General features: G+C 72.0%; 23 protein-coding genes. 19 read left to right on the top strand and 4 right to left on the bottom strand.

Features of this window, described 5'->3' with window-relative positions; genetic code table 11:
• Nucleotides 1-136 precede the first annotated feature (136 nt).
• The 3 genes from OHS82_RS40205 to OHS82_RS40195 all read left to right on the top strand — a co-directional run bounded on the left by OHS82_RS40205 (nucleotide 137) and on the right by OHS82_RS40195 (nucleotide 2,618).
• Entirely contained in the window at nucleotides 137-1,396 is a 1,260-nt protein-coding gene (locus OHS82_RS40205) for a sensor histidine kinase (RefSeq protein WP_057577064.1), read from the top strand.
• Between the two features lie 2 nt (nucleotides 1,397-1,398).
• Nucleotides 1,399-2,043: a response regulator transcription factor gene (locus OHS82_RS40200; RefSeq protein ID WP_328436164.1), complete on the top strand. Its 645-nt coding sequence runs from the start codon at nucleotides 1,399-1,401 to the stop codon at nucleotides 2,041-2,043.
• An 80-nt stretch (nucleotides 2,044-2,123) separates the two neighbouring features.
• Nucleotides 2,124-2,618: a MarR family winged helix-turn-helix transcriptional regulator gene (locus tag OHS82_RS40195; RefSeq protein ID WP_057577365.1), complete on the top strand. Its 495-nt coding sequence runs from the start codon at nucleotides 2,124-2,126 to the stop codon at nucleotides 2,616-2,618.
• 347 nt (nucleotides 2,619-2,965) lie between these two features.
• Here OHS82_RS40195 and OHS82_RS40190 read toward each other — a convergent pair whose 3' ends face one another.
• Both OHS82_RS40190 and OHS82_RS40185 read right to left on the bottom strand, forming a co-directional pair.
• Nucleotides 2,966-3,694, bottom strand: coding sequence for an SDR family NAD(P)-dependent oxidoreductase (locus OHS82_RS40190; protein WP_057577060.1), 729 nt, complete (start codon nucleotides 3,692-3,694; stop codon nucleotides 2,966-2,968).
• Between the two features lie 49 nt (nucleotides 3,695-3,743).
• The gene (locus tag OHS82_RS40185) at nucleotides 3,744-4,652 is read right to left on the bottom strand and encodes a helix-turn-helix transcriptional regulator (RefSeq protein ID WP_057577058.1); all 909 of its coding nucleotides are present in this window, start codon (nucleotides 4,650-4,652) and stop codon (nucleotides 3,744-3,746) included.
• Nucleotides 4,653-4,876: 224 nt separating this feature from the next.
• Between OHS82_RS40185 and OHS82_RS40180 the strand changes: the two genes are divergently transcribed.
• Nucleotides 4,877-5,899: a zinc-dependent alcohol dehydrogenase family protein gene (locus OHS82_RS40180; RefSeq protein WP_328435663.1), complete on the top strand. Its 1,023-nt coding sequence runs from the start codon at nucleotides 4,877-4,879 to the stop codon at nucleotides 5,897-5,899.
• 100 nt (nucleotides 5,900-5,999) lie between these two features.
• Here OHS82_RS40180 and OHS82_RS40175 read toward each other — a convergent pair whose 3' ends face one another.
• Entirely contained in the window at nucleotides 6,000-7,028 is a 1,029-nt protein-coding gene (locus tag OHS82_RS40175; protein ID WP_057577050.1) for a saccharopine dehydrogenase family protein, read from the bottom strand.
• A gap of 129 nt (nucleotides 7,029-7,157) precedes the next feature.
• Here OHS82_RS40175 and OHS82_RS40170 point away from each other — a divergent pair, with 129 nt between their 5' ends.
• The 3 genes from OHS82_RS40170 to OHS82_RS40160 all read left to right on the top strand — a co-directional run bounded on the left by OHS82_RS40170 (nucleotide 7,158) and on the right by OHS82_RS40160 (nucleotide 10,937).
• Entirely contained in the window at nucleotides 7,158-8,144 is a 987-nt protein-coding gene (locus OHS82_RS40170; RefSeq protein ID WP_328435662.1) for a helix-turn-helix domain-containing protein, read from the top strand.
• A 148-nt stretch (nucleotides 8,145-8,292) separates the two neighbouring features.
• Nucleotides 8,293-8,937, top strand: coding sequence for a class I SAM-dependent DNA methyltransferase (locus tag OHS82_RS40165; RefSeq protein ID WP_242433077.1), 645 nt, complete (start codon nucleotides 8,293-8,295; stop codon nucleotides 8,935-8,937).
• A 353-nt stretch (nucleotides 8,938-9,290) separates the two neighbouring features.
• A complete protein-coding gene (locus OHS82_RS40160) occupies nucleotides 9,291-10,937 on the top strand; it encodes an ATP-binding SpoIIE family protein phosphatase (RefSeq protein ID WP_328436163.1) in 1,647 nt (548 codons plus the stop codon).
• Between the two features lie 152 nt (nucleotides 10,938-11,089).
• Here OHS82_RS40160 and OHS82_RS40155 read toward each other — a convergent pair whose 3' ends face one another.
• A complete protein-coding gene (locus OHS82_RS40155) occupies nucleotides 11,090-13,321 on the bottom strand; it encodes an alpha-L-fucosidase (protein WP_328435661.1) in 2,232 nt (743 codons plus the stop codon).
• A 455-nt stretch (nucleotides 13,322-13,776) separates the two neighbouring features.
• On the opposite strand from OHS82_RS40155, the gene OHS82_RS40150 reads away from it, so the two are divergent.
• From OHS82_RS40150 to OHS82_RS40095, 12 genes are all read left to right on the top strand, one after another.
• Entirely contained in the window at nucleotides 13,777-14,838 is a 1,062-nt protein-coding gene (locus tag OHS82_RS40150) for a sugar ABC transporter substrate-binding protein (protein ID WP_057577038.1), read from the top strand.
• 43 nt (nucleotides 14,839-14,881) lie between these two features.
• A complete protein-coding gene (locus OHS82_RS40145) occupies nucleotides 14,882-16,444 on the top strand; it encodes a sugar ABC transporter ATP-binding protein (RefSeq protein ID WP_057577036.1) in 1,563 nt (520 codons plus the stop codon).
• Nucleotides 16,437-17,480: an ABC transporter permease gene (locus OHS82_RS40140; protein ID WP_057577034.1), complete on the top strand. Its 1,044-nt coding sequence runs from the start codon at nucleotides 16,437-16,439 to the stop codon at nucleotides 17,478-17,480. Before OHS82_RS40145 ends, OHS82_RS40140 begins: the two co-directional genes overlap by 8 nt.
• Nucleotides 17,481-17,589: 109 nt before the next feature.
• A complete protein-coding gene (locus OHS82_RS40135; RefSeq protein ID WP_057577032.1) occupies nucleotides 17,590-18,924 on the top strand; it encodes an L-fuconate dehydratase in 1,335 nt (444 codons plus the stop codon).
• Nucleotides 18,917-19,852, top strand: coding sequence for an amidohydrolase family protein (locus tag OHS82_RS40130; RefSeq protein WP_242433044.1), 936 nt, complete (start codon nucleotides 18,917-18,919; stop codon nucleotides 19,850-19,852). Before OHS82_RS40135 ends, OHS82_RS40130 begins: the two co-directional genes overlap by 8 nt.
• Nucleotides 19,843-20,280, top strand: coding sequence for an RbsD/FucU domain-containing protein (locus OHS82_RS40125; protein ID WP_328435660.1), 438 nt, complete (start codon nucleotides 19,843-19,845; stop codon nucleotides 20,278-20,280). The genes OHS82_RS40130 and OHS82_RS40125 overlap by 10 nt, the downstream gene beginning before the upstream one ends.
• The gene (locus OHS82_RS40120; RefSeq protein WP_328435659.1) at nucleotides 20,277-21,347 is read left to right on the top strand and encodes a zinc-dependent alcohol dehydrogenase; all 1,071 of its coding nucleotides are present in this window, start codon (nucleotides 20,277-20,279) and stop codon (nucleotides 21,345-21,347) included. The genes OHS82_RS40125 and OHS82_RS40120 overlap by 4 nt, the downstream gene beginning before the upstream one ends.
• Nucleotides 21,344-22,105, top strand: a complete 762-nt coding sequence (locus OHS82_RS40115; RefSeq protein ID WP_057580446.1) for an SDR family oxidoreductase — start codon at nucleotides 21,344-21,346, stop codon at nucleotides 22,103-22,105. The genes OHS82_RS40120 and OHS82_RS40115 overlap by 4 nt, the downstream gene beginning before the upstream one ends.
• On the top strand, nucleotides 22,102-22,746 hold the full coding sequence (locus OHS82_RS40110) for a bifunctional 4-hydroxy-2-oxoglutarate aldolase/2-dehydro-3-deoxy-phosphogluconate aldolase (protein ID WP_328435658.1): 645 nt from the start codon (nucleotides 22,102-22,104) through the stop codon (nucleotides 22,744-22,746). Before OHS82_RS40115 ends, OHS82_RS40110 begins: the two co-directional genes overlap by 4 nt.
• Nucleotides 22,743-23,810, top strand: a complete 1,068-nt coding sequence (locus OHS82_RS40105; RefSeq protein WP_057580448.1) for a sugar kinase — start codon at nucleotides 22,743-22,745, stop codon at nucleotides 23,808-23,810. Before OHS82_RS40110 ends, OHS82_RS40105 begins: the two co-directional genes overlap by 4 nt.
• 47 nt (nucleotides 23,811-23,857) lie before the next feature.
• On the top strand, nucleotides 23,858-24,886 hold the full coding sequence (locus tag OHS82_RS40100; protein ID WP_057580449.1) for an aldo/keto reductase: 1,029 nt from the start codon (nucleotides 23,858-23,860) through the stop codon (nucleotides 24,884-24,886).
• Complete coding sequence (locus OHS82_RS40095) at nucleotides 24,877-25,668, top strand: FadR/GntR family transcriptional regulator (protein WP_079041361.1); 792 nt, start codon at nucleotides 24,877-24,879, stop codon at nucleotides 25,666-25,668. The genes OHS82_RS40100 and OHS82_RS40095 overlap by 10 nt, the downstream gene beginning before the upstream one ends.
• The last annotated feature ends 254 nt before the right edge of the window (nucleotides 25,669-25,922 follow it).

Below are 25,922 nucleotides of genomic sequence, written 5' to 3'. Positions count from 1 at the left end.
CAGTCCGCGCGGCGGGGGCCGCCGGCGCGCCGGAGAGACGACCGGCGGCCGGCGGTCCTGGCCGGACACGGCCCGCAGCGGCGGTGGATAGACTCGGGCGCCTGTCCGAGTGGATCATCCGCCCAGGGAGTTCGCCGTGACCGACCACGTCTCCGTCCGCACCCTGTCGTCGGCCCGCCGCGGCGCCCTGTCGACGCTGGACCGCGTCCCGCATCTCGTCTTCTTCTCCGTCGTCGGCGCCGCGTCGGTCCGCCTCGTCCGTGAGCCGAACGAGCTGTGCACGGAGATCGTGGCCGTCAGCGGACTGCTCGCAGTGGTCTATGCGGCGGGCCTCATGATGTGGAGCAGTTTCGGCCGGCCGGCCCGCCGTCTGTGGGTGAGCACCCTGCTGCTGCTCTGGACCGCGCTCATGGTTCTCAACCCGCCGCCCCTGGCCGCCGCCTACGCCTGGTGCGGTGTGCCGCTGGCCTGCCTGGTCCTGCGCGCCCTCGGCCGGCGCGGCGCGACGGTCGCGCTGGCCGGCATCACCGCGGTGCTGTTCGGCCGGCTGAGCCACCAGGCGGGGGGATTCGACGCCGAGCTGGTCCTGATCCCGGTGGCGGCCGTATGGGGGACCGTGACGTTGTACCGCACGATGCAGCGGGACGCGGCGGAGCGTCAGCGGCTGCTGGCGGAGCTGCGCGGGACGCGGCGCGTCCTGGCGGCCGAGCAGCGCAGGGCGGGCGCGCTGGCGGAGCGTGAGCGGATCGCCAGGGATCTGCACGACACTCTCGCGCAGGAGCTCGCCGGCCATCTGATGCTGCTGCACGCCGCGGAACGGGATCTGACGGAACGTCCGGACGCCGCGCGCGACCGGGTCCGCGCGGCCGTCGACGGTCTGGACGCGGGCCTCGCGGAGACCCGGCGGATCATTCACGACCTCACGCCGTCCGCCGTGGTCGAGTCCGGCCTCGAGGACTCGTTGAGACTTCTGTGCGGCCGCGCACAGCAGGAGGGGACGGCCCGGTGCGTGACGTTCCGTTCGGTGGGGGCTCGCCCCGCGGAGGTGAGCGTGGAATCGGCGGCCACGCTCTTCCGGATCGCCCAGAGCTCGCTCGCCAACGTCAGGGAGCACGCGCGCGCCGGGAACGTGCTGGTGACGCTTCGTCAGCGGCAGGGCACCCTCGAGCTGGAACTGCTGGACGACGGCATCGGTTTCGTCCCCGACGCCGCCGTCGCTGCCGCGGCACGGGGCCGGGGCCTCGGTCTGCCGGCGGCTCGGGCCCGGCTGCGCGAGCTGGACGGTGACCTGCACGTCGACAGCGCTCCTGGTCGGGGCACGCGGATACGGGCCGTGGTCGCGTCCCGACGCAGGTCGGGCCGTGCGCTGCCCGCGGCCACGGCCGTGAACCGGTGACGGTGACCGGAGTGCGGCTGCTGATCGCCGACGACCATGTGGTCGTCCGCGCGGGCCTGCGGGCGCTGCTGGAGGGCGAGCCCGGCATCGAGGTGGTCGGGGAGGCCGGCAGCGGCGAGGAGGCCGTGCGTCTGGCGCGGGAGGTCACGCCCGACGTCGTCCTGATGGATCTGCGGTTCGCGGGCGCCGGCCGCGGCATGGACGGCGTCGAGGCGGTCCGGCGGCTGACGGCCGAGTCGCCGGGCCTGCCGGTGGTCATGCTGACCAGTTACGCGGGTCGGGCGGACGTCGTGCGCGCGCTGGAGGCCGGTGCACGCGGGTACGTGTTGAAGGCCGGGCCGCCCGAGGAGCTCTTCCGTGCCGTGCGCGGCGTGGCCGCCGGCGGCATGGGTCTGACGTCGGAGATCGTCGAGGGTCTCGTCGGCCGGGTGATCGGCGACCGGACCGATCTGACGCAACGTGAGCTGGACGTCGTCCGGCTGATGGCGGAGGGGCACGGCAACCGCTCCATCGCGGAGGCTCTCTTCCTGAGCGAGGCGACGGTCAAGACGCATCTGGTGCGCGTCTATCGCAAACTCGGGGTCGACAACCGGGCGGCAGCCGTCTCGGAGGCGGCTCGCAGGGGCCTGATCGACCTCTCGCCCTGAGCCCCCCGGTCGCCGGGCGGCTCCCTGATCGCGGCATGATCGGTACGGTGGAGCAGGGCGACGAGAGGGGCTGCGGGACTGTGAGCGAGCACCCGGCGATCACGACGGCCAAGGAAGCCGCGGATGACGAGCTGATCCTGGCGTTCGGGCGTCTGCAGGGCGCGGCCAACCGGCTCGAGTACATCCTCGGACGGGCCCTCGAGGTGGAGTGCGGGATCAGCCACCTGATGTTCGAGGTGCTGCTGATCCTGGGGCGGGCGGGCACGCCGGGTCTGTCGATGAGGGCCGTCGCCCAGGAGCAGGTGCTCACCACGGGGGGCGCGACCCGGTTGGTGGACCGTATGGAGGCGGCGGGTCTGGTGGCGCGGGTGGAATCCCCCGCGGACCGGCGGGGGAAGCTCGTCAGTCTCACCGCGCTGGGCGAGGAGACGGTCGTCCGGGCTGCCCGAGTGCACGCCGAGAACATCCGCCGCCACTTCGTGGAGCCGCTTCCGGCGGACCACCGCGCGCAGTTCGCCGAGGATCTGCGCGTCCTGAGCCACGCGGCTCGGGACACGCTGCCACGGCTGCCCTGACCTCTGCCGGGCCGGTCACCGGGGCGCCGGGAACCGGCCCGGCTCCTGTCCGAGGGGCGTCGACGGCCCTTCCCGCGTCCTTCCCCCCCGCCCTTCCCGTCGTGCCGCACGAACCGACGAATCTGGTCCGAACGCTTGACGTCAGGCTCAACTGACCCTGCAGAACTCGGCCACCGGCGGCTCGCAGGACCGGGAGCTCGTCCAGTAACACCCCCTCATCCCCTCACCCCGCCGCCCCGGCCGGGTGGTCCTGGCTCCGGACCGCGCCCGCCGGAGTCCGGTCCCGCCCGGCCGGAGCGCGGGCCGTCAGCGCCTCCAGCAGCAGGTCCACCGCCTCCTCGCGCGGGTCAGGTCCAGGAGGCGGGTCCGTCGGGCGAGATGCCCGTGTGGGATTCCAGGGTCTGCAGGAGGCGCGCCTGGAACCCTTCGTCCCGCGACGCGGGATGCGGGGTCTGCGTCCGGCGGTGGTGCCAGTAGCCGCCGGTGCGCGGAGTCACGTCGGGGTGCGTGGCCAGCCAGGTCTGGGTCCGGTGCCCGGCGGTCAGGTCGTCCGGCGCACCGGCGCCGCCCATCCGGGTGGGCACCCAGCCGGGGTCGACCGCGTGGCTGGAGGTGCCGGCCCAGCGCGACGCGAAGGCGAGCGCGAGCGTCGTGACCCACAGCTTGCTGTCGTCGTAGGAGGCGGTCCCGGCCGACAGCCGCGCCAGATCGGTGGAGCCGGTCCGGTGGAGGGAACTGCTCAGGTAGACGAGCCGGGCGGGTCTGTCCATCAGCGCCGTCAGCACATAGGGCGCGACCGTGTTGACGGTGCTCACGTCGGGAGAGTGCAGGACGCCCGCGTTGTGGACGACGACGTCGAAACGGCCGAACGCCCGGGCCTGCCGGGCGACGGCGCGGATCTCGTCGAGGACGGCGAGATCGCCTGCGACGACGCCCTTCCACCGGGCGGCGTTCCCGTCCGAGAGGCGGGCGGGGTCGCGGACGTGGACGACCACGTCATGCCCTTCGTCGGCCAACGCGTCCGCCGTGTGGCGTCCGAGGCCGCTGGACGCGCCGGTCACGAGGATCATCGCCATGTCGGTCGTCTCTCGTCGGTGGGGTGACGGGCCGGGTGAACGGAAGTGGTCACTGCGGCGGCCCGGCCGGGGAACGCGGAGTGGAGTCGGCGGGGCCCTGGGTGGCGGCCCAGGAGGACAGCAGGCGCAGGCCTGCTTCGGACGACGAGCCGGGCTCCGCGGTGTAGACGGTGACGTTGAGCCCGGGTTCGGCACTCATCGCCAGGGACTCCCAGGCCAGGGTGAGTTCGCCGACGACGGGATGCCGGAAGCGCTTGACGCCTGTGCCGTGACGGGTGACGTTGTGGGCGCCCCAGCGCGTGCGGAACGCGTCGCTGCGGGTGGACAGTTCGCCCACCAGGTCGTGCAGGTCCCTGTCGTGGGGGTTGCGGCCCGCCTCGGTGCGCAGCAGGTCCACGGTCATGTCGGCCGCGAGGTCCCAGTCCCGGTAGAAGCGGCGGGCCGCGGGGTCGAGGAACTGGTAGCGGGCCAGGTTCGGCGCAGGCCCGCCGTCGGCGTGGCCGTCGTAGACGTCGCTGTAGAAGGCGCGGGCGAGCAGGTTGGCCGCGAGCAGGTCCAGGCGCCCGTTGACGACGATCGCGGCTCCTGCGGTGACGGCGTCCAGGGTCCACTGCAGACTGGGGTGCAGGGTCCGCTGCCTGCCGGAGCGCGCCCGGGGACGGGCGAGTCCGTCGGAACCCTCCTGGGCCTGGGCGAGGTGCAGCAGGTGGGCACGCTCCGCGTCGTCGAGTTGCAGCGCGCGGGCGACGGCCTCGAGCACGGCGGGCGAGACGCCGGCGAGGTTGCCGCGCTCCAGTTTCGCGTAGTACTCGACGCTGACGTCCGCCAGCGCCGCGACCTCGCTGCGACGCAGACCCGGCACCCGACGCCGGGTGCCGGCCGGCAGCCCCGCCCGCTCGGGGGTGATCTTGGCTCGCCGCGAGGTGAGGAACTCGCGGACTTCGTCACGATGGTCCACGCCTTCGACCGTACGCCGGGTGCTCGGCCGGAGGGATGCACTGCCGGTACACCCCTCGTCGGTGCCTCGCTCCCCGCACGCGAGGAGGGTTACCTGGGTGACGTCGGCATCGGAAGCCGACCGCGTCGGCAGCGCCCGCACAGCGCGCAGGCGCGGGAACGCTGCGGATCGCCGCCCGGTCGGGCGCCTCGGGCGCCACCCCCACGAAGCGAGGAGACACAGACATGCGTGGCGTAGTCATGTACAAGGCCGGTGACGTCCGGGTGGAGGAGCGGGACGACCCGGAGATCGTGGAGCCCACCGACGCGATCGTCCGGCTGACCGCGACCTGTATCTGCGGATCGGACCTGTGGCCCTACCGCGGGATCGAGCCCGCCGATCACACGGCCATGGGCCACGAGTACGTGGGCGTGGTCGAGGAGATCGGCTCCGCCGTCAGGACCGTCGAGGTGGGCGACTTCGTCGTCGGGTCGTTCGTCATCTCCGACAACACCTGCGAGATCTGCCGCTCGGGCTACCAGTCCGGGTGCGTGCACCGGGAGTTCGTGGCGCAGACGGTCGGCACCCAGGCGGAGAGAGCACGCATCCCCCACGCGGACGGCACCCTCGTGCGCACTCCGGGACAGCCGGACCCGGAGCTGATCCCCTCGCTGCTGGCCGCCTCCGACGTGCTGGGCACCGGCTGGTACGGCGCGGTCGCCGCCGAGGCCGGACCCGGCAAGACGGTCGCGGTCGTCGGCGACGGCGCGGTCGGCCTGATGGCCGTCCTCGCCGCCGGACAGCTGGGCGCGGAGCGGATCATCGCGATGTCCCGCCACCCCGAGCGGCAGGAACTGGCACGGTTCTACGGCGCGACCGACATCGTGGAGGAGCGCGGCGACGCGGGTGTGGCGAAGATCAGGGAACTCACCGGCGGGCTCGGCGCGCACTCGGTGGTCGAGGCCGTGGGGACCCGTGAATCGACCATGCAGGCGATCGGCGCCACCCGGCCCGGCGGGCACATGGGCTTCGTCGGCGTCAACTACGACGTCTCGATCCCCGGCTTCGACCTGTTCCTGGCCGGCATCCATCTGGAGGGCGGGCCCGCCCCGGTGCGCCGGTTCCTGCCGGACCTGATCCAGCTGATCTGGGACCGCGTGATTGACCCCGGCAAGGTCTTCGACCTGACCCTGCCGCTGGAGGAGGCCGCGGAGGGCTACCGGGCCATGGACGAGCGGCGCGCCACCAAGGTGCTGCTCACCTTCTGACCCCCGTGCGGACAGTGACCGACGGCGGCTGCGGCGCCGCGTCCGGTCGTGAGGACGACGGCGGGCGGACGGGGGCCGGATCGCCGTCGGGCGGCCGCCCTCACGGACGCGGTTCCACCGTGATGTGCGGCGACAGCGCACGAAGGAAGTCCGGCGCGTCGAAGACCTCACCCGCGGAGACGACGCCGACCGCCTCGGTACGTCCCGTGAGAACGCGGCCGACGGCCTCGACCACCAGGGGCGCGGTGACGGCGTAGATGTCCCGGCCGCGGGCCACGGCCCGCCGTTCGGCGTCGCCGGAGCGCACGACGACGTCGACGAGAAACGTCTGGTCGGAGCGCCCCTGCTCGTCGGCGGCGGCCGGCACCGGGGTGTCGGGGGCCGCGATGTCGCGGGCCGCCTCGACGGTCATGTAGGTCCGCACGTCGGGGATGGACAGGTGGCTCGGCACGGTCACGACGTCGGCCATCGTGAACTCCCCGATGACGGAGCGCTTCCCCAGCGGCTCGGGGAAGGACCACTCCAGGATCGGCGAGGCGTCGTCGCGGTACTCCAGCCGCCCCCCGGCGTAGCGCACGCGCCGGCCGTCGCGCCGCTGCCGGGAGACCGCGCCCGCCGTGCGCGTCCCGGCGGTGGGATGCCAGCTGCTCAGCCCGTACGCGATGTGGGCCTCGTCGGCCGTCGCCCAGTCCTGCGCCACTGCGGTGACCAGCAGGTCGCCGAGGCCGCCGAAGAAGGCCATCGCGGGGACGACCAGCGTTCCCGCCTCCCGTGCCCGGTCGGCGAAGCGCGCGAAGGTGTCGACGTTGGCCTCGATCTCGGCCGCCACGTCGAGGTACGGGATGCGGGCCCGCAGCGCCGCCTCGATCACGGGGGCGGCCGTCGTGGCGAAGGGCCCGGCGCAGTTGATCACCGCCGCGGCTCCGGCCAGCGCCCGGTCGAGGGCGGCCGGGTCGTCGACGGACGCCGGGCGGGCCTCCCAGCCCGTCTCGTGTGCCAGCGCCTTCAGTCGGACGGCGTCGCGGCCGGAGAGGACCGGAAGGAACCCCCGCTCGCCGAGCTCCGTCACCACGAACCGCCCGGTGTGTCCGTAAGCCCCGAACACCGCCACCCGCTGTCCCGTTCCCATGGTCTCTCCTCCGCACTGGATCGTTCGGTTGAGCGCTCTCGGTCCGCCGCGCTCCGTCATGAACATCGTCGCGGAGTTCCGCTCCCGGCCGCGACGGTCCGGAACGCCATGCCTCGTACACTTCCGGACATGACCACCGTCGCGCTGGCCGTCACCGACGGCATGCTGCACTTCGAACTGTCCCTGGCCTGCGAGGTGTTCGGCTCCGATCTGACCGGCGTGGCGGACCCCTGGTACCGCTTCTCGCTCTGCGGACCGACCGCCGTGCGGGTGGGCCACTTCCGGCTGGAGCCCGACCACCGACTCGACCGGCTCGAGCACGCCGACACCGTGATCGTGCCGGGCTGGGCCGACATCGACCGCGATCCGCCGGCCGAGCTGGTGGAGGCGGTGCGCGCGGCCCACGAGGCGGGCGCCCGCGTGGCCTCGCTCTGCACGGGCGCCTTCGTGCTGGCCGCCGCCGGTCTGCTGGACGGCCGGCGCGCGACCACGCACTGGGCGCACGCCGAGGAGCTGGCCGCGCGGCACCCGCAAGTGACGGTCGACCCGGACGTCCTCTACGTCGACGACGGTCGCGTGCTCACCTCCGCCGGCAAGGCCGCCGCCATGGACCTGTGCCTGCATCTCGTCCGCCTCGACCACGGATCGTCGGTCGCCAACACGCTCGCCCGCCGTCTGGTCGTGCCGCCGCACCGGGACGGCGGCCAGGCGCAGTTCGTGCGGACGCCGGTTCCCGCACCGGGCAACCACCCGCTCGCCGAACTGTTCCCCTGGGTGCTGCGCCGGCTGGACCGTCCGCTCACCGTGGAGGACCTGGCCCGCCGGGCGCGGATGAGTTCGCGGCATCTGGGCCGTCACTTCAGGTCGGTCACCGGCACCACCCCGCTGCAGTGGCTGCTCACTCAGCGGATCCGCCGTGCGCAGGAACTGCTGGAGACCACCGACGACACCGTCGACGCCATCGCGACGGTCACCGGCATGGGCACCGCCACGACGCTGCGACGACACTTCAACCGGACGGTCGGGGTGCCTCCGGACGCCTATCGCCGCACCTTCCGCTCCCGCAGCCTCCCCCTGGCGCACAGGCGACAGCCGCCGACGGTCCGCCCGTCGTGACGCAGCGTGTCGACATGCCTTCGGTTCACCCCCGGCCGGGCGACCCAGTCCGTACCCCTCCCAAGTGTGGGCAACTATGAAAAAATCGCACATGAGGCAGAAGGAGGTCCTTGTGAGCGATCCTGCCGACAAGCTCGGCTACGGGAGCATGAAGCTCGACCGCGCGGGTCAGGCCGAGGCCTTCGACGCCATCGGCGACCACTACGACGAGGCCTTCCCCCACAAGGAGGGACAGGTCGCGTCCGCCGAGTGGCTCATCGCCTCCCTGCCGGCCGGCTCCCGGGTCCTGGACCTGGGATGCGGTACCGGGGTCCCGACCGCCCGCCGACTGGCGGAGGCGGGGCTGCAGGTGGTCGGCGTCGACCTGGCGGACCGGATGGTCGCGCTCGCCCGCGGGAACGTGCCCACCGGAGTGTTCCACCAGGCCGACATCGCTGACCTGCGGCCCGGAGGCCCACGCGACCTCGGCCGCTTCGACGCGGTGACGGCGTTCTTCGCGCTGCTCATGCTGCCGCGCGCGGAGATCCCCCTCGCCCTGCGGACCGTCCACCACCTGGTGCTCCCGCACGGACTGTTCGCGCTGTCGATGGTCGAGGCAGATGTGGACGACTTCTCCATCCCGTTCATCGGCAGGACGATCCGGGTGTCCGGCTACCTCCGGGAGGAGCTGCGCGAGATCGTCGAGGCGACCGGCTTCGAGGTCGTCGAGGAGACCTCGTACACGTACGCTCCGGCGACCGCGGACGTCCAGCCCGAGGTGCAGATCTTCCTGCGGTGCAGGCGGCGCGCCTGACAATCCGGATCCACCCTCCCCGGCGGGCCCGCAGGGCAGGAAGGACGCGCGTGACGAACCACCTCGGAGCCGACGCAGGCTCCGGCGACCAGACGGCCGGGGTGCACGATCCCGCTGCTCGCAGGCACGGACGGGAGCGTCCCGCTGCGTCCCCGGGGGCCGCAGAGCGCGCCCAGGGAGCACCCGTACGGCCCGACGACCCTCCCTGTCGCCGGGGCGGCGGCCGAGCGGTGCGCCTGCCGGCCGCGGAGGCGCCCGCGGAACGGACGAGGGACGCCGGGCGCGACGCCGCCGAGCCGCAGACCGACCGGTTGCGGTACCTCGACGCGGCGACCCGGGAGATCGCCCGCGGCATGAACCTCGACGAGACGCTGCGGGAACTGTGCCGGGCGGCCGTACCGGCCTTCGCCGACCTGGCATTCGTCCACCTGTACGCGCCGCTTCCGGTCGGTGACGAGATCGCCTCCTCTCCCGGTGTCCTGCGACTGCACGCGACGGACCGCGCCCCCGGGGTCAGGGCGACCCCGAAAGGGCCGCGCCCGACGCCGTCGGCCGCCGACACCGTCCGGGCGGCGGAGGTCGTACGGAGCGCCCCCACCGGTCGGCTCGCCCGGCTGCTGCGGGCCGGGCGGCCGGTGTTCGGGGACCTGCCGGGCGTGCGCTCGGTGGTCGCCGAACTGCTGGGGGCGACTGACGCTCCCGGCGTGGTGCCGCCCGGGCGGCGGCTGATCCTCGCCCCCCTGCACGGCCGCAGCCGCGCCATGGGCAGCGTCGTCCTCGTCCGCGGGCCGGGCCGGGCGGACTTCACCGGCGACGACCTGCTCGTCGCCTCCCAACTCGCCACGCACACCGCTCTCGGAATCCACAAGGCCGTGCTCTACGCCCGCGAGGCGTCCGTCGCGGACACGCTCCAGCGCACGATGCTTCCGCAGTCGCTGCCGGACCCGGCCGGAGTCACGCTGGCCGGCCGCTATCTGCCGGCCTCGCGGACCGCACAGGTCGGCGGCGACTGGTACGACGCGATCCCGCTGCCCGGCAACCGCGTCGCGCTGGTCATCGGCGACGTGATGGGCCACTCCATGACCTCGGCCGCGATCATGGGGCAGCTGCGCACCATCGTGCAGACGCTGGCCGGGCTCGACCTGCCGCCGGACGAGATCCTGCACCACCTCGACGAACAGGCGGAGCGTCTGGGCAGCGAGCACACGGCGACGTGTCTGTACGCCATGTACGACCCCGTGCTGCACCGGCTGCTGGTGTCCAACGCCGGCCATCTGCCTCCGGTGCTCCTCCACCCCGACGGCAGGACGGAGGTGCTGCCGGCCCCGCCCGGGGCGCCGATCGGTGTGGGCGCCGGCGGCTTCGAGTCCACCGAGATGCACGCCCCGGCCGGAGCGACCCTGCTGTTGTACACCGACGGCCTGGTCGAGTCCCGCGACTCGGACGTGCTGACCGGGGTGGACCGGCTGCGCGCCCGACTGCGGACGGCCGCCTCGGGATCCGCGCCCCCGGCGCTGGAAGAGCTGTGCGATCTGGCGCTCGGACCGCTCGGGTCGGGAGGCCGGGACGACGACATCGCGCTGCTCGCGGCCCGTTTCGAGGGCATCCCGCCGGAGACCGTCGCGTACTGGTACATGGCCCCGCGTCCGCAGACCGCGCGGCAGGCCCGCCGACTGACCCGCAGGACCCTGCACCTCTGGGGCCTCGACTCCCTGGTGGAGTCCACCGAGCTCCTGGTCAGCGAGGTCGTGGCGAACGCCGTGCGCTTCGCCTCCCGTCCGATCGTCCTGCGGCTGCTCCGCACGGACGTGCTGCGCTGCGAGGTGGAGGACGACTCACCCCTGGTGCCCCGGATGCGGCACGCCCGGCTGAGCGACGAGGGCGGGCGCGGACTCTTCCTGGTGGATCAGCTGGCCGGGCGCTGGGGGGCGACGCGGATCAGCGTGGGAAAGGTCGTCTGGTTCGAGCAGTCGCTGTCCTACGGCCAGGACCCCGGCTGACGGAAACGGGCGGTGCGGGAAACGGGCCGTCCGCAGCCCGGCCGGGGCACGCTCGCCCCGGCCGGAGGGGTCACGGTCGATCACGGTGGAGGGGCGGCTGCGGGGAGATGGGAGCACGCCCCCGCAGCCGCCCGGCCTGTCGGCCGGGGTCGTCAGAGCGCGGTGAAGGTCCACAGCAGGTTGGTGCTGGAGCCGTAGGTCCACTGCTTGGTGAGGGCGCCCGAGGCGACGCTGCCGCCCCCGTCGAGCACCAGCCCCGTGGTGCGGTTGGCGATCGAGTAGCGGTCACCGCCGCGCGGCGTGATCGTCCACTGCTGGTTGGGGCTGCCGTTCCAGGCGGCCTGTCGGGCCGGCGAGCCGTCGACGGTGACGCCCCAGCCGTCGGCGACCATGCCGTTGGTGCGGTTGACCAGCTTGTAGAAGCCGCCTCCGACGTCCACCGCCTGCCACTGCAGGTTGGGGCTGCCGTCCCACGACCACTGCTTGAGGTTGGAGCCGGAGGCGACGTTGCCGCCGCTGTCCAGGGCCAGGCCGTCGGTGACGTTGGTGATCCGCAGGTACGTCGCCGGGTTGAACTGGACCTTCAGGGAGGCGATCTGGTCGTTGTTGCCGGTGGCCCGCAGGTCGGGGTTGTCGGCGGTGAAGGTCCACGAGGTGCCGGTGAAGTTGTCTCCGGAGTAGCCGATCAGCTGGTAGCCGGGGGACGGCCGGAGGGAGGAGATCGTGCGAAGGGCCAGGCCCGACGAGGCCAGATCGGCCGCGCTGTGGTCGCCGAGGGCGAGCACGGCGGACACGCCGGAGTAGCCGGTGTCCGCGAAGGCGATCACCCCGGCTTGCGGCCGCAGTTCCGGGATCGTGCCGGAGAAGGCGAGCTTGAGCACGTAAGCGTTGGCGCTGTAGGGAGCCGAGGAGGGCAGGGCGACCGTGAGGCCGGACGCGCTCTGCGTCGGCGTGGCCAGGTTGATGTAGGTGCCGGCGGTGGAGTCGAGGAGCTTCACCGAGGTCAGTGAGGAGAGGTTGATCCGGTCCGAGCCGAGCGTCTTGATCGTCAGGGAGCTGCCCGGCCAGCCGAGGACGGTGGCGTACAGGACGTTGTTGGCCTTGTTGCGGGTGAAGCGGATGTCCTGTGCGGTGCCGGCCGTCGGATTGGTGAACGCGCCGCCTCCCATCTTCGTCGGGCCTTCGCCGTACACCGTCCAGGCGCGGGTCGAGTAGATCGACTCGCCGAAGCGCTTCAGGTAGTCACCCATGCCGAGCAGGATGTCCTTCTGTCCCTGCGGGATGGTGCCGTCGGCCATCGGCGCGATGTTCAACAGCACGTTGCCGTTCTTGCTGACCCGGTCGATGAACGAGTGCAGCATCTGCTTGGCGCTGTAGTAGCCGATGCCCTGGGTGTAGCACCAGCTGCTGTTGGAGATGCTGTCGTCGGTCAGCCAGTACGGGGTGGTGAGGTCCGCGGGGCCGCCGCGCTCGTAGTCGAAGACCTCGCCCTTGCCGTTGAACCCGTCCTTGTAGGTGGCGACGACCTCTCGGCCCCAGGCGTTGGCCCGGTTGTAGTAGTAGGACAGGAAGTTCAGGCGCTGCTGCTCGTCGACCGCGTCCAGATTGAAGTCCTGCCACAGGATGTCGGGCTGGGAGCGGTCGACGACCTCCTTGAGCTTGTCGTACCAGAGCTGGTTCTCCGCGGTCGAACCCAGTTGCCCGTAGAGCTTCTTGAGGCTCGGGTCGGACTGTGCGGGGGCGTTCTCGTAGAAGCCGGTGAAGTTGTACGCGTGGTGCATGGCCACCAGCAGCTTGAGGTTCTTGGCGCGGATGGCCGTGGTGAACAGCTGCAGCAGGTCGAGGTGCGGGCCCTTGGCGACCGAGTTCCACTCGTTGACCTGGCTGTCCCACATCGAGAAGCCGTCGTGGTGCTCCGCGACCGGGCCGGCGTACTTGGCGCCCGCGTCGGCGAACAGCTGCGCCCACTCGTCGGGGTCGAAGTTCCCGCCCGCCGACTTCAGCTTCGGGGCGAACTGGACGTTGTTGCCCGCCAGGTCCTTCGCGCCGTTGATGAAGTTGTGGTAAGGCCAGGCGGAGGGCTGACCGTAGGTCGCGATGTGGTGCTGGTTGGCCTTGCTGCCGCTCGCGTACATGTTGCGCGGATACCACTCGTTGTCGTACGCGGGAACGCTGAAGACACCCCAGTGGAAGTAGATGCCGAACTTGGCGTCCTGGAACCACTCCGGGGCCGGCGGGTGCTGGTCCACCGAGTTCCAGTCCGGCGTGTACGTGCTGGGGGCGGCCTGCGCGCCGCCCGCGCCGAACAAGCCGCCGGCGACCGTCGCCGCGGCCACGAAGGTGGCTCCCGCCAAGAACTGGCGTCTGTTGATCGAACTCGGCATGACACATCCCTGGTACGAAGGGGGTGGCGGAGGAGGGTGGCGCCCGGCGTGGTCCCTGTGCCGGGTCGCTTCGTTACGCATGAAGGTCGACCATGCGTCCTTCCCGTGTCAACGGGCGTGCAGGGATGAAACCCGGTTATCGAGCAGGCTCTTTGCCGCCTATAGCCCATTTTCTCCGCTTTCGTCACGCCGCAGACATGGCATGTTTCGCAAGTGAATCGCGGTGAAGACACATCACGGATGAGCCACGATTGATGGGATGGATCGGTAATCAATCCAGCTCCCCCAAGGTTCGAGCACCGCAGGCCAGCCGGAGATACGCAGCAAATCGCACCAAGGGCTAGACACGCCGCCAATCGGCCACCTATAAACATCCCATCTCTCCTGGACGGCGTCACACGGTCGTCGCCCATGCGAAACATCTCCCGCTACGGGACCAGCGCGAGGAAGTACCCATGAGACTCAGAACCGCCCTCTGTTCCGCTGCCTCCATCCTCTCGGCGATGACCCTGCTCAGCGCGTGCGGCGGCTCCGGCGCCACGGCCGGCGCCGACGGCAAGCCGCTGGTCGGCGTCGACTACCCGCGGTCCGACACCGACTTCTGGAACTCGTACATCAAGTACACGCCGGAGTACGCCAAGGAGCTCGGCCTCTCGCTCAAGACCACCAACTCGCAGAACGACGTCGCCAAGCTGACCGCCAACGCGCAGACTTTCATCAGCCAGGGCGTCAAGGGCCTCGCGATGGCCCCGCAGGACACCGCCGCCATCGCGCCGACACTGGCGCAGCTGGAGGCGAAGAAGATCCCCGTCGTCACGGTCGACACCCGCCCTGACAGCGGCAAGGTGTTCATGGTGGTGCGCGCCGACAACCGCGCGTACGGCGAGAAGGCCTGCCAGTACCTGGGCACCAAGCTCGGCGGCAAGGGCAAGGTCGTGATGCTGGAGGGCGGCCTGGACTCCATCAACGGCCGTGACCGCACCGAGGCGTTCAACGACTGCATGAAGAAGAACTTCCCGGACATCAAGGTGTTCGGTGAGGCCACCAACTGGGACGGCGCCGTCGCCGCGCAGAAGCTGCAGACCGACCTGACCGCCAACCCGGACATCAAGGGCGTCTACATGGAGTCCAGCTTCGCACTGGCCGGCACGCTCCAGGTCCTCAAGCAGAAGGGCCTCCTGGTCGGTCCCGAGGACAAGAAGCACGTCTTCATCGTCTCCAACGACGGTATTCCGGAGGAGCTGAAGTCCATCGCCGCCGGAAAGATCGACGCCACCGTCTCCCAGCCGGCCGACCTCTACGCCAAGTACGCCCTGTACTACCTCAAGGCCGCCATCGACGGGAAGACGTTCAAGCCCGGCAAGACGGACCACGACAGCAACATCATCCAGGTCCGCGACGGCGTCCTCGAGGACCAGCTCTCCGCTCCGCTCGTCACCGCCGACGGCGGCACCTACGGCGGCGTGCCCAGCCTCAAGAGCGACGACAAGTCCCTGTGGGGCAACAACCTCGGCTGACGAATCGCCAGGACTTCAGGCCAACGAACACAAGGCGGTTGAGATGAGCGACGGGGAGCGAGCAGTCACCCCCGCCCCCGCCCCGGCGGACGACGGACGGGCCCAGACCGGCCCGCCCGTCGTCGAGGCGACGGGCATTGTCAAACGATTCGGTCAGACGGTCGCGCTGAACGGCGCCCAAATCACCATCAGGCCCGGCGAGACCCACGCTCTCGTCGGCCGCAACGGAGCCGGCAAATCGACGCTGGTCTCCGTCCTCACCGGACTTCAGTCCCCGGACGAGGGCTCGGTCACCTTCGGCGGCGCCGCCGCTCCCCGGCTCGCCGACCGCGACGCCTGGCGGCAACGGGTCGCCTGTGTCTACCAGAAGTCGACGATCATCCCCACGCTGACCGTCGCCGAGAACCTCTTCCTGAACCGGCACGAGCACGGCCGCGGCGGGCTCATCACCTGGCCGGGGGTCCGACGCCGGGCGCAAGAGCTGTTGACGACCTACTCGGTGGACGTGGACCCGCAGACCCCCGCCGGTGAACTGAACGTGGAGCAGCGTCAGTTCGTCGAGATCGCCCGAGCGCTGTCCTTCGGCGCCCGGTTCATCATTCTCGACGAGCCGACTGCCCAACTCGACGGCGCAGCGATCAACCGGCTCTTCGACCGCATCCGCGATCTGCAGCGGCAGGGCGTCACCTTCCTGTTCATCAGTCACCACCTCCAGGAGATCTACGAGATCTGCGACATGGTGACGGTGTTCCGGGACGCCCGGCACATCCTGACCGCGCCGGTCGCCGAACTCCCCCACGCCGACCTCGTCGCCGCCATGACGGGCGAGGCGGCGGCCGACAGCACGGATGCGCGGGCGAGTTCGCTGGACTCCGCCGCCACCGCGGCCCTGAACATCAGCGGCCTGCACGGCGAGACCTACCAGGACGTCAGTTTCACGGTGGGCGCCGGGGAGATCGTCGGGCTCGCGGGGGCGGCCGGCAGCGGTCGTACGGAGGTCGCCGAGACCGTCGTAGGACTGCGGGCGCCGGCTGCGGGCGAGGTGCGGATCGCCGGAACGCGCCCCCGGTCGGGCAGCGTCCCGGCGGCGCTCAAGGCGGGCGCCGGGTTCGTGCCCCAGGACCGCCACCACCAGGGCTTCGTCCCCGACATGTCGATCGCGGACAACGCCACCCTGTCGGTGCCCCACCGGCTCGGCAGGAACGGCTTCGTCAGCAGCCGCACCCGGGACGGGCTCGCCGAGGACATGATCGAGAACCTGGCGATCAAGACGCCTGGTCCCGAGCTGCCCGTGTCGGCGCTGTCCGGCGGAAACCAGCAGAAGGTCGTCATGGCACGCGCGCTGGCCGACGACCCCAAGCTGCTGGTGCTGATCAACCCGACCGCGGGTGTGGACGTGCGCTCCAAGGAGTTCCTCCTCGGCAAGGTCGAGGAGACCGCGGACACCGGCACCGGAGTGCTCATCGCCTCCGACGAGCTCGACGACCTGCGTATGTGCGACCGGATCCTGGTGATGTTCCAGGGCCGTGTGACCTCAGAGATAAGCCGCGGCTGGCACGACCACGACCTCGTGGCCGCGATGGAAGGAGTGGACCTCGATGCCTGAAACCGTCGTCGCGGAAACGCCCGCGCCGAAGGCCGCCGAGGCACGGGCCGAGCGAACCGCGCTGTTCGGCGGCAAGATCCCGCTGGCGAAGCTGCGTGACCTCGCGCTCGTCCCCGCGATCGTGGTGATCGCGATCATCGGGCAGATCGTCAGCCCGATCTTCCTGCAGCCCGACAACCTGATCAACGTGCTGCAGCAGATGGCCGAGATCGCGGTGCTGGTCCTCGCCCAGACGATGATCCTCATCGTCAAGAAGATGGACCTCTCGCTGGAGTCGACCATGGGCCTCGCGCCCGGTGTCGCGGCCTGGCTGGTGGTACCGACGGGTGCGACACACGGCCTCGGGCTTCTTCCGGGCGCCTGGGCGGTCCCGGTCACCCTCGCCGTGGGCGCGCTGATCGGTGTGATCAACTCCCTGCTGATCATTCGCTTCGGCCTCAACGGCTTCATCGTCACCCTCGGCATGCTGATCGTCGTGCGCGGTATCCTCACGGGCATCTCGGGCGGCCAGACCTTCTTCCAGCTCCCGGAGTCGATGCTCTACCTGGGCACGGCGGAGTGGTTCGGGATGCCCGCCTCCATCTGGCTCTGCCTGCTGCTGTTCGCCGTGGCCGTCGTGGTCCTCGGCTGGACCAGCTTCGGCCGCTCCCTGTACGCGATCGGCGGCAACGTCGACGCGGCGAAGGCGGCCGGCATCCGCACCGACCGGGTGCTGTGGATCGTCCTGGTCACCGGCAGCGTGCTCGCCGCCCTCGCCGGCCTGATGCTGTCGGGCCGCCTGGCCTCGGTGGCCTCCGCTCAGGGCAACGGCTACATCTTCACCGTCTTCGCCGCCGCCGTCATCGGTGGAATCAGCCTCAACGGCGGCAAGGGCACCATGTTCGGGGCCTTCTGCGGCATCCTGCTGCTCTTCATGATCCAGAACGTGCTGACGCTGGGCGGTGTCCCCGCGCAGTGGATCGGCGCCCTCAACGGCCTGATCATCCTCGTCGCCCTGATGATCTCCCGCATCACGGGCGGCAAGGTCCAGGAGTGATCCCGGGCGGCCGTGACGGGTCCCCCCGGACCGCGCGGCCGCCGGACTCCGCCTCGTTCCCCCATCTCGTCGCAGGGCCGTCACCCCCTGCTCCTTCAGGAGTTGCCCCATGTCCTCCGCTGCGTCCGCCGCACCGGCCTCCGCCCGCATCACCGCTCTCGATGTACTGGACGTGCGTTTCCCGACGTCCGAGCACCTCGACGGATCCGACGCCATGAACCCCGAGCCCGACTACTCGGCCGCCTACGTCGTCCTGCACACCGACGCCGGGGACGGCCTGGAGGGCCACGCCCTGGCCTTCACCACCGGCCGCGGCAACGACGTCCAGGCCGCCGCCATCGCGGCACTCGCCCCCTACGTGGTGGGCCGCTCGGTCGACGAGGTGTGCGGGGATCTCGGCGCGTTCTCCCGCTCGCTCGTCCACGACCCCCAACTGCGCTGGCTGGGACCGGAGAAGGGCGCCATCCACATGGCGACCGGCGCCGTCGTCAACGCGGCCTGGGACCTGGCGGCCAAGCGCGTGGACAAGCCGGTCTGGCGCTTCCTCGGCGAGATGTCGCCCGAGGAGCTGGTCGCGCAGGTCGACTTCCGCTGGCTCAGCGACGCCCTCACGCCCGACGAGGCCCTCGAGATCCTGCGCCGCGCCGAACCGGGCCGCGCCGAGCGCATCGCCGGCCTGCTGGAGCGCGGCTACCCCGCCTACACCACCACGCCCGGCTGGCTCGGCTACTCCGACGAGAAGCTGGCCCGCCTCGCCCGCGAGGCCGTCGCCGACGGCTTCACCCAGATCAAGCTGAAGGTCGGCGCCGACCTGGAGGACGACGTACGGCGCATGCGCACCGCCCGCGAGACCGTCGGCGACGGCATCCGCATCGCCGTGGACGCCAACCAGAGATGGGACGTCCAGCCCGCCATCGACTGGATGCGCGAACTGGCCCCCTACCAGCCGTACTGGATCGAGGAGCCCACCTCCCCGGACGACATCCTCGGGCACGCCGCGGTCCGTAGGGCACTGAGCCCGATCAAGGTCGCCACCGGTGAGCACATCGCCAACAGGGTCGTCTTCAAGCAGCTGCTCCAGGCCGGTGCGGTGGACATCGTGCAGATCGACTCCGCCCGGGTCGGCGGAGTCAACGAGAACCTCGCCATCCTGCTCCTGGCCGCCAAGTTCGGCGTGCCGGTCTGCCCGCACGCCGGCGGTGTCGGCCTGTGCGAGATGGTGCAGCACCTGTCGATGTTCGACTACGTCGCCGTCTCCGGCACCCTCGAGGACCGGGTCATCGAGTACGTCGACCACCTCCACGAGCACTTCGTCGACCCGGTGCGCATCGCCGACGGCCACTACCTCGCCCCCACCCGTGCGGGACTGAGCGCGGAGATGCACCAGGAGTCACTGAAGGAGTACACGTACCCCGACGGCCCCGTCTGGTCCGTCCGTGTCTGAGGACCGTCCGCCGACCGGGCCCGGGGAGCTGGTGGACGCCCACCACCATCTGTGGGACCTGGACCGCCGGCCCCAGCCCTGGCTGGACGAGCCCGGCCTCGAGACCATCCGCCGCACCTTCGGTGTGGACGACCTGCGATCGGCCGCGACGCGACCGACAGCGGGTCGGGGGCTGGCGAGCACCGTGGTCGTCCAGTGTGTGACCTCCGTGCCGGAGACACGGGAGCTGCTCGCCCTCGCCGGCGCCGAACCGCTGATCGGCGCGGTCGTCGGCTGGGTCGACCTCACCTCCCCGTCGGTCGCGGACGTGCTCGACGAACTGCTCGCCGGCCCGGGCGGCGGGTACCTCCGCGCCCTGCGGCATCTCGTCCAGGGCGAGCCGGACCCGCAGTGGCTGCAACAACCGTCCGTGGAGCGGGGGTTGCGGACGGTCGGGCAGCTCGGACTGGCCTACGACCTGTTGATCCGCGACCACCAGTTCGACCAGGCCGTGCGGCTCGCCGAACGTCTCCCCGACCTGCCGCTCGTGCTCGACCACGCGGGCAAACCACCCGTGGCCCGGGGCGAGCTGGGCGACTGGGAACGCGACGTACGACGCCTGGCCGCCCACCCGCAGGTGCGCTGCAAGGTCTCGGGCCTGGTCACGGAGGCCGACCACCGGAAGTGGACGATCGACGACATCCGCCCCGTGTGGGACGTCCTGCTCTCCGCCTTCGGACCCCAGCGGCTGATGTTCGGCTCCGACTGGCCGGTCTGCCTCCTCGCGGGCGGCTGGAACAAGTGGGCCGCGACCGTAGAGGAACTCCTCCTCGGCTGCTCCGCCGCCGAGACCGAGGCCGTCCTCGCGGGCACCGCGACCGGCTTCTACCGCCTCGACCCGGCGAACCCGAAGGCACCTGAAAGCAAGAAGGGAACACCGTGCTCCTGACCGACCTGCTGCACCCCGGAATCCTCGAAGCCCTGGCCGGCGCCGGTCACGGCGCCCGCGTACTGCTCGCCGACGGCCACTACCCCGCGAGCACCGCCACCGGCGACCGCGCCCGCATCGTCCATCTGAACCTGGCGCCGGGCCTGTTGGACGTCACCACCGTGCTCGACGTCCTGACCACCGCCCTGCCCCTCGAGTCGGCCCACGTGATGGTGCCGCCCGAGGGGGCGCCCGAGCCGCCCGCCATCGGCGAGTACCGCGCCCGGCTGACGCCCGTCCCCGTCGAGACGCTCGGCCGCTTCGAGTTCTACGACGCCGCCCGCTCGCCCGACCTGGCGCTGGCCATCGTCACCGCCGACGTCCGTACCTACGCCAACCTGCTGCTGACCATCGGCGTCCGCGCTGAAGGGACCCTGACGACACGATGACCACCCTCGCCGTCCGCTACACCGCTGCCCGCACCCTGGACACCGCGCCCGCCGAGACCTCCCCGCCGGGTCCGGGCGAGGTGGAACTGGCCCCCGCCTTCGTCGGGATCTGCGGCACCGACCTGCACATCTTCCACGGGGACATGGACACCCGGGTCCGCACGCCCGCCGTCCTCGGACACGAGATGTCCGGCCGCATCGTCCGCGTCGGCCCCGACGTCGACGACTGGCAGCCCGGAGACGCCGTCACCGTCATGCCCCTGCGCTGGGACGACACCTGCCCCGCCTGCCGAGCCGGCCACCAGCACATCTGCCAGCACCTCGACTTCATCGGCATCGACTCCCCCGGCGCCATGCAACAACGCTGGACCGTCCCCGCCACCACCCTCGTCCGCCTGCCCGACTCCCTCCCCCTCGACCACGCCGCGCTCGTCGAACCCACCGCCGTCGCCGTCCACGACGTCGCCCGCGCCGCGGTACGCGAGGGCGAGAAGACCGTCGTCGTCGGCGGCGGACCCGTCGGCGTCCTCATCGCCCTCGTCGCCCGAGCCGCCGGCGCCGACGTCCGCGTGATCGAACTCAGCGCCCACCGACGCGCCCTCGCCGAACAGTCCGGACTCACCGCCTGGGACCCCACCGCCGCGAACGTGCCCGAACTCGTCCGGGCATGGACCCAGGACGCCGGCGCGGACGTCGCCTTCGAGGTCTCCGGCGCCGCCGCCGGCGTCGACACCGCCGTCGACGTCCTCGGCGTACGCGGCCGCCTCTGCCTGGTCGCCATCCACCCCAAGCCCCGCGAGATCAACCTCCACCGCTTCTTCTGGCGCGAACTCACCCTCGTCGGAGCCCGGTTGTACGACCGCGGCGACTTCGAGAAGGCCGTCGCCCTCGTCGCCGACGGCACCGTCCCCGCCGACCTCCTCATCAGCAAAATCGTGCCCCTCACCGAAGCACCCGCCGCGTTCGAGGCACTCGAAGGCGGCGGCGACGTCATGAAGATCCTCGTCGACTGCACCACCCGGACCACCCACGCAGACACAGACGCCACCCGGGGAGCCGCCGTATGAACGCCTTCGACCTCACCGGCAGGCTCGCCGTGGTCACCGGCGCACGCCGCGGCATCGGTCGGGCCATGGCCCGCGCACTCGCCCAGGCCGGCGCGGACGTCATCGGCGTCAGCGCCACCCTCGAGGAGACCGGCAGCGACGTCGAGAAGGACGTCACCGCCGCCGGCCGCACCTTCGAGGCGATCCGCGCCGACTTCGCCGACCCCCAGGCCGTCCACGCCCTCGGCGCCGACCTCGCCGCACGCGAACGGCCCGTGGACATCCTCGTCAACAACGCGGGCACGATCCGCCGCGCACCCGCCGCCCAGCACACCGACACCGACTGGGACACCGTCCTCCAGGTCAACCTCACCGCCCAGTTCGCCCTGACCCGAGCCGTCGGCGCCGCGATGGCGGCCCGCGGCCACGGCAAGATCGTCTTCACCGCCTCACTGCTCAGCTACCAAGGCGGCATCACCGTGCCCGGCTACACCGCCGCCAAGCACGGCATCGCCGGACTGACCAAAGCCCTCGCCAACGAATGGGCCCCGCACGGCGTCAACGTCAACGCCCTCGCCCCCGGCTACATCGCCACCGACAACACCCAGGCCCTGCGCGACGACCCCGCCCGCAGCAAAGCCATTCTCGACCGCATCCCCGCCGCACGCTGGGGCAACGCCGACGACCTCGCCGGCGCCACCGTCTTCCTCGCCTCCGACGCCGCCGCCTACATCCACGGCACCGTCCTCCCCGTCGACGGCGGATGGCTCGGTCGATGAACACCACTCACCCCACCACCGATCCGGCCTCCGTCCTGGCCGGTGCGCGGGTGATGCCCGTGCTGACCATTGCGTCCGCGACGACGGCCGGCCCGCTGGCCGAGGCACTCGTGGCCGGCGGCGCCCGGTGTGCCGAGGTCACCTTCCGCACCCCGGACGCCGAGCAGGCACTCGAGGCGATGGCCGCCCACGGCGGACTCACCGTCGGCGCCGGCACGGTTCTCACCCCCGGACAGGTGGACCGGGCCGTGGCGGCGGGCGCCCGCTTCGTCGTCTCACCCGGCTTCGACGAACAAGTCGTCGCCAGATGCCGGGAGTCGGGCGTCCCCGTGATACCCGGTGTCGCCACCGCCACCGAGCTGATGCGCGCCCTTCGCGCGGGCCTGGACACCGTGAAGCTGTTCCCCGCCGAACAGCTCGGCGGCCTCGCCACGCTCCGGGCGCTCGCCGCGCCGTTCCCCGGGACGCGCTTCATCCCGACGGGCGGCATCCGCGCCGCCCACCTGGCCGCCTACCTCGCCGAACCGTCGGTCCTCGCGGTAGGCGGCACCTGGCTCGCGCCTCCCGGTCATCTCGAGCGGGGCGACTACGGGGAGATCCGCCGGCTCACCGCCGAGGCCGTGGCGAGGAGCACGTCATGACCGACGTGGTGGCCCTCGGCGAGGTGATGCTGCGCTTCGACCCGGGTGAGGGACGCATCCGCACCGGCCGGACCTTCCAGGTGTGGGAGGGCGGCGGCGAGTACAACGTCGTACGGGGTCTGCGGCGCTGCTTCGGACTCCGTACCGCCGTCGTGACCGCTCTCGTCGACAACGCGGTGGGCCGGCTCGTCGAGGACCTGATCCTCCAGGGCGGTGTGGACACCTCCCTCATCCGGTGGACACGGGACGACGGGATCGGCCGCACCGCCCGCAACGGACTCAACTTCGTCGAACGCGGCTACGGCATCCGCGGCGCCCTGGGTGTCAGCGACCGCGCCCACACCGCCGTCTCCCAGCTGCGCAAGGGCGACGTCGACTGGGACGCCGTGTTCTCGGCCGACGTCCGCTGGTTCCACACCGGCGGCGTCTTCGCGGGCCTGTCCGACACCACCGTCGACGTCGCCGACGAGGCGATGGCGGCCGCCCGCCGCCACGGTGTCACCGTCTCCTACGATCCCAACTACCGCCCGAGCCTGTGGACCGGCCGGGGCGGCCCGGACCGGGCACGCGAGGTGGACCTGCGCCTCGCCCGCCACGCGGACGTCGTGGTGGGCGCGCTGGGGCTGGCCGGCCCGCGCCCCGGCGCCGTACGCGTTCCGGCCGGTGAGGTACCGGACGCGCTCGCGGGAGTGGCGGGACTGGTCCCTTCGGCCAGGGTGCTGGCGACGACGCTGCGGGAGGTGCCCTCGGCCGGGGTCAACGATTGGTCCTCGGCCGCCTGGTCCGCCGAAACCGGTGTCGTCACCGGCCCCCTGATGCCCGGACTGCACGTCCTGGACCGCATCGGTTCCGGCGACGGGTTCGCCGCCGGCCTGATCCACGGCCTGCTGAGCGGTGACGACCCCTGGCCCGGCCCGTTGACCGCGGCCGGTCTGGAGCGGGCCCTGGCGTACGGCACCGCTCACGGCGCGCTCACGATGACCACCCCCGGGGACGTCTCCATGGCCTCGCTCGCCGAGGTCCATGCGCTGATGGAGGGCGGCTCGGCCGCCGTCAGACGCTGACCGGGCGCCGGACGGCCCCGCCCCACCCGTACTCGCGAGGAGCACAGTTGACACACCAGAGCATCGGACGCCGGACCATCGCGAACACCCCCGTCGAGCTCACCGGGCTCGGCTTCGGGGCGTCCGTCATCGGCAACCTCTACCGGGTCACTCCGGCCGACGACGCGGCCGCCGCCGTCGAGGCCGCCTGGGAGGCCGGCATCCGCTACTTCGACACGGCGCCGCACTACGGGCTGGGCCTCTCCGAACAGCGCCTGGGTGCGGCCCTGCGGCACCGCCCCCGCGCCGAGTACACCGTCTCCTCCAAGGTCGGGCGGCTGCTCGTGCCCAACGAGCGCCCCCGGGGCGTGGACAGCGAGGGCTTCGTCGTGCGGGACGACCTGCGCCGCGAGTGGGACTTCAGCCGTGACGGCGTCCTGCGGTCCATCGAGGACACCCTCCACCGCACCGGACTGGACCGCCTCGACATCGTCTACCTGCACGACCCCGACGACCACTGGCGGCAGGCCGCGGACGAAGCCCTCCCCACCCTCGCCGACCTGCGCGACCAGGGAGTCATCGGTGCGATCGGCGCCGGCATGAACCAGTCGGCCATGCTGGCCCGCTTCCTGCGCGAGACCGCCGCCGACGTCGTCATGCTCGCCGGCCGCTACACCCTCCTCGACCAGTCCGCCCTCGACGACGTGCTGCCCGCCGCGCAGGAACACGGCAAAAGCGTCGTCGCGGTCGGCGTCTTCAACTCCGGCCTGCTCTCCCGCGACCGGCCCGCCGACGGCATGAAGTACGACTACCAGGACGCCCCGCCCGACCTCGTCGCCCGCGCCCGCACCATCGCCGACGTCTGCACCGCGCACGGCACCACCCTCCCCGCCGCCGCAATCGCCTTCCCCCGCACCCACCCCGCCGTCGTGAACGTCACCCTCGGCATGCGCAGCCCCGACCAGGTCGCACGCAACGCCGAACTCCACCGGCGACACGTCCCCGAAGCCCTGTGGGACGACCTCCGCGCCCAGGGCCTGATCAGGTCCGAGGAGCCCGGGGTCACCGGCCGTGCGGGGAGTGCGCGATGTCCCTGACGGACAAGGCCATCGAGCAGATCCGTGAGCTGATCCGCACCGGGGCCCTGCCCCCGGGGTCGAGGCTGCCCCCGGAACCGGACCTGGCGGCGCAGCTGGGGCTGTCCCGCAACCTCGCCCGCGAAGCGGTCAAGGCCCTGTCGGTCGCGCGGGTCCTCGAGATCCGCAGGGGCGACGGCACCTACGTCACCAGTCTGCAGCCCAGTCTGCTGCTGGAGGGGCTCGGCGGGGCGGTGGAACTCCTCCAGAGCGACGCAGCGGCGCTCCAGGATCTGATGGAGGTACGGCGGCTCCTCGAACCCATGGCCACCGCGCTCGCGGCCACCCGGATCACCGATGCCCAACTGGCGCAGCTCGAAGCCCATTTGGAGGCGATGCGCGAGGCCCGCGACGACGTAGAGCGACTCAACGCGCACGACGCCGCCTTCCACCGGGCCGTCGTCGCCGCCACCGGCAACGAGACCCTGCTCGCCCTGCTGGAGAGCGTCTCCGGCCGCACCCTGCGCGCCCGCATCTGGCGTGGCCGGACGGACGCCCGGTCCGCGGGCCGCACCCTGGCCGAGCACGAGGCGATCCACCGGGCGCTGTGCACCCGCGACGCCGCCCTCAGTCAGGCCGCCGCGCTGCTGCACGTGAGCACCACCGAGCGGTGGCTCAAGGAGCACCTGCGCGCCAACGGGCCGCTGGTCACCGCGGCGCCCGCCCAGCGCCCGCGCAGCGGCACGGCGGACGCCGCCCCCGGTCGGCGCGGCCCGGGACGGCGGGGAACCGGGCCCGGATGACGGGCCCCGGCCCGGTACCGGTGGTCACGGCCGTCGGGCGAGGCGGGCGGGAACGGCCGGATTCCGTAGGCGGTCCGCCGGGCGGCGGCAGCGCGGCGGCCGACGGTGGCGGTCACCTCGCCGTACTCGTCGGTGAGGTCGGTGCCGGGAGCGCCTCCCGTCCGACGTGCGGCGCATGGCCGACAGTGATCCGGGGGACTCCGGGGTGACGGTGTCCCCCGCCGGTGCGGCCGGGCCGGCGCCACGTGAACGAC

The organism is Streptomyces sp. NBC_00425 (assembly GCF_036030735.1).
Classification (GTDB): Bacteria; Actinomycetota; Actinomycetes; order Streptomycetales; family Streptomycetaceae; genus Streptomyces.
This window is presented reverse-complemented; position numbering and strand designations above follow the sequence as displayed.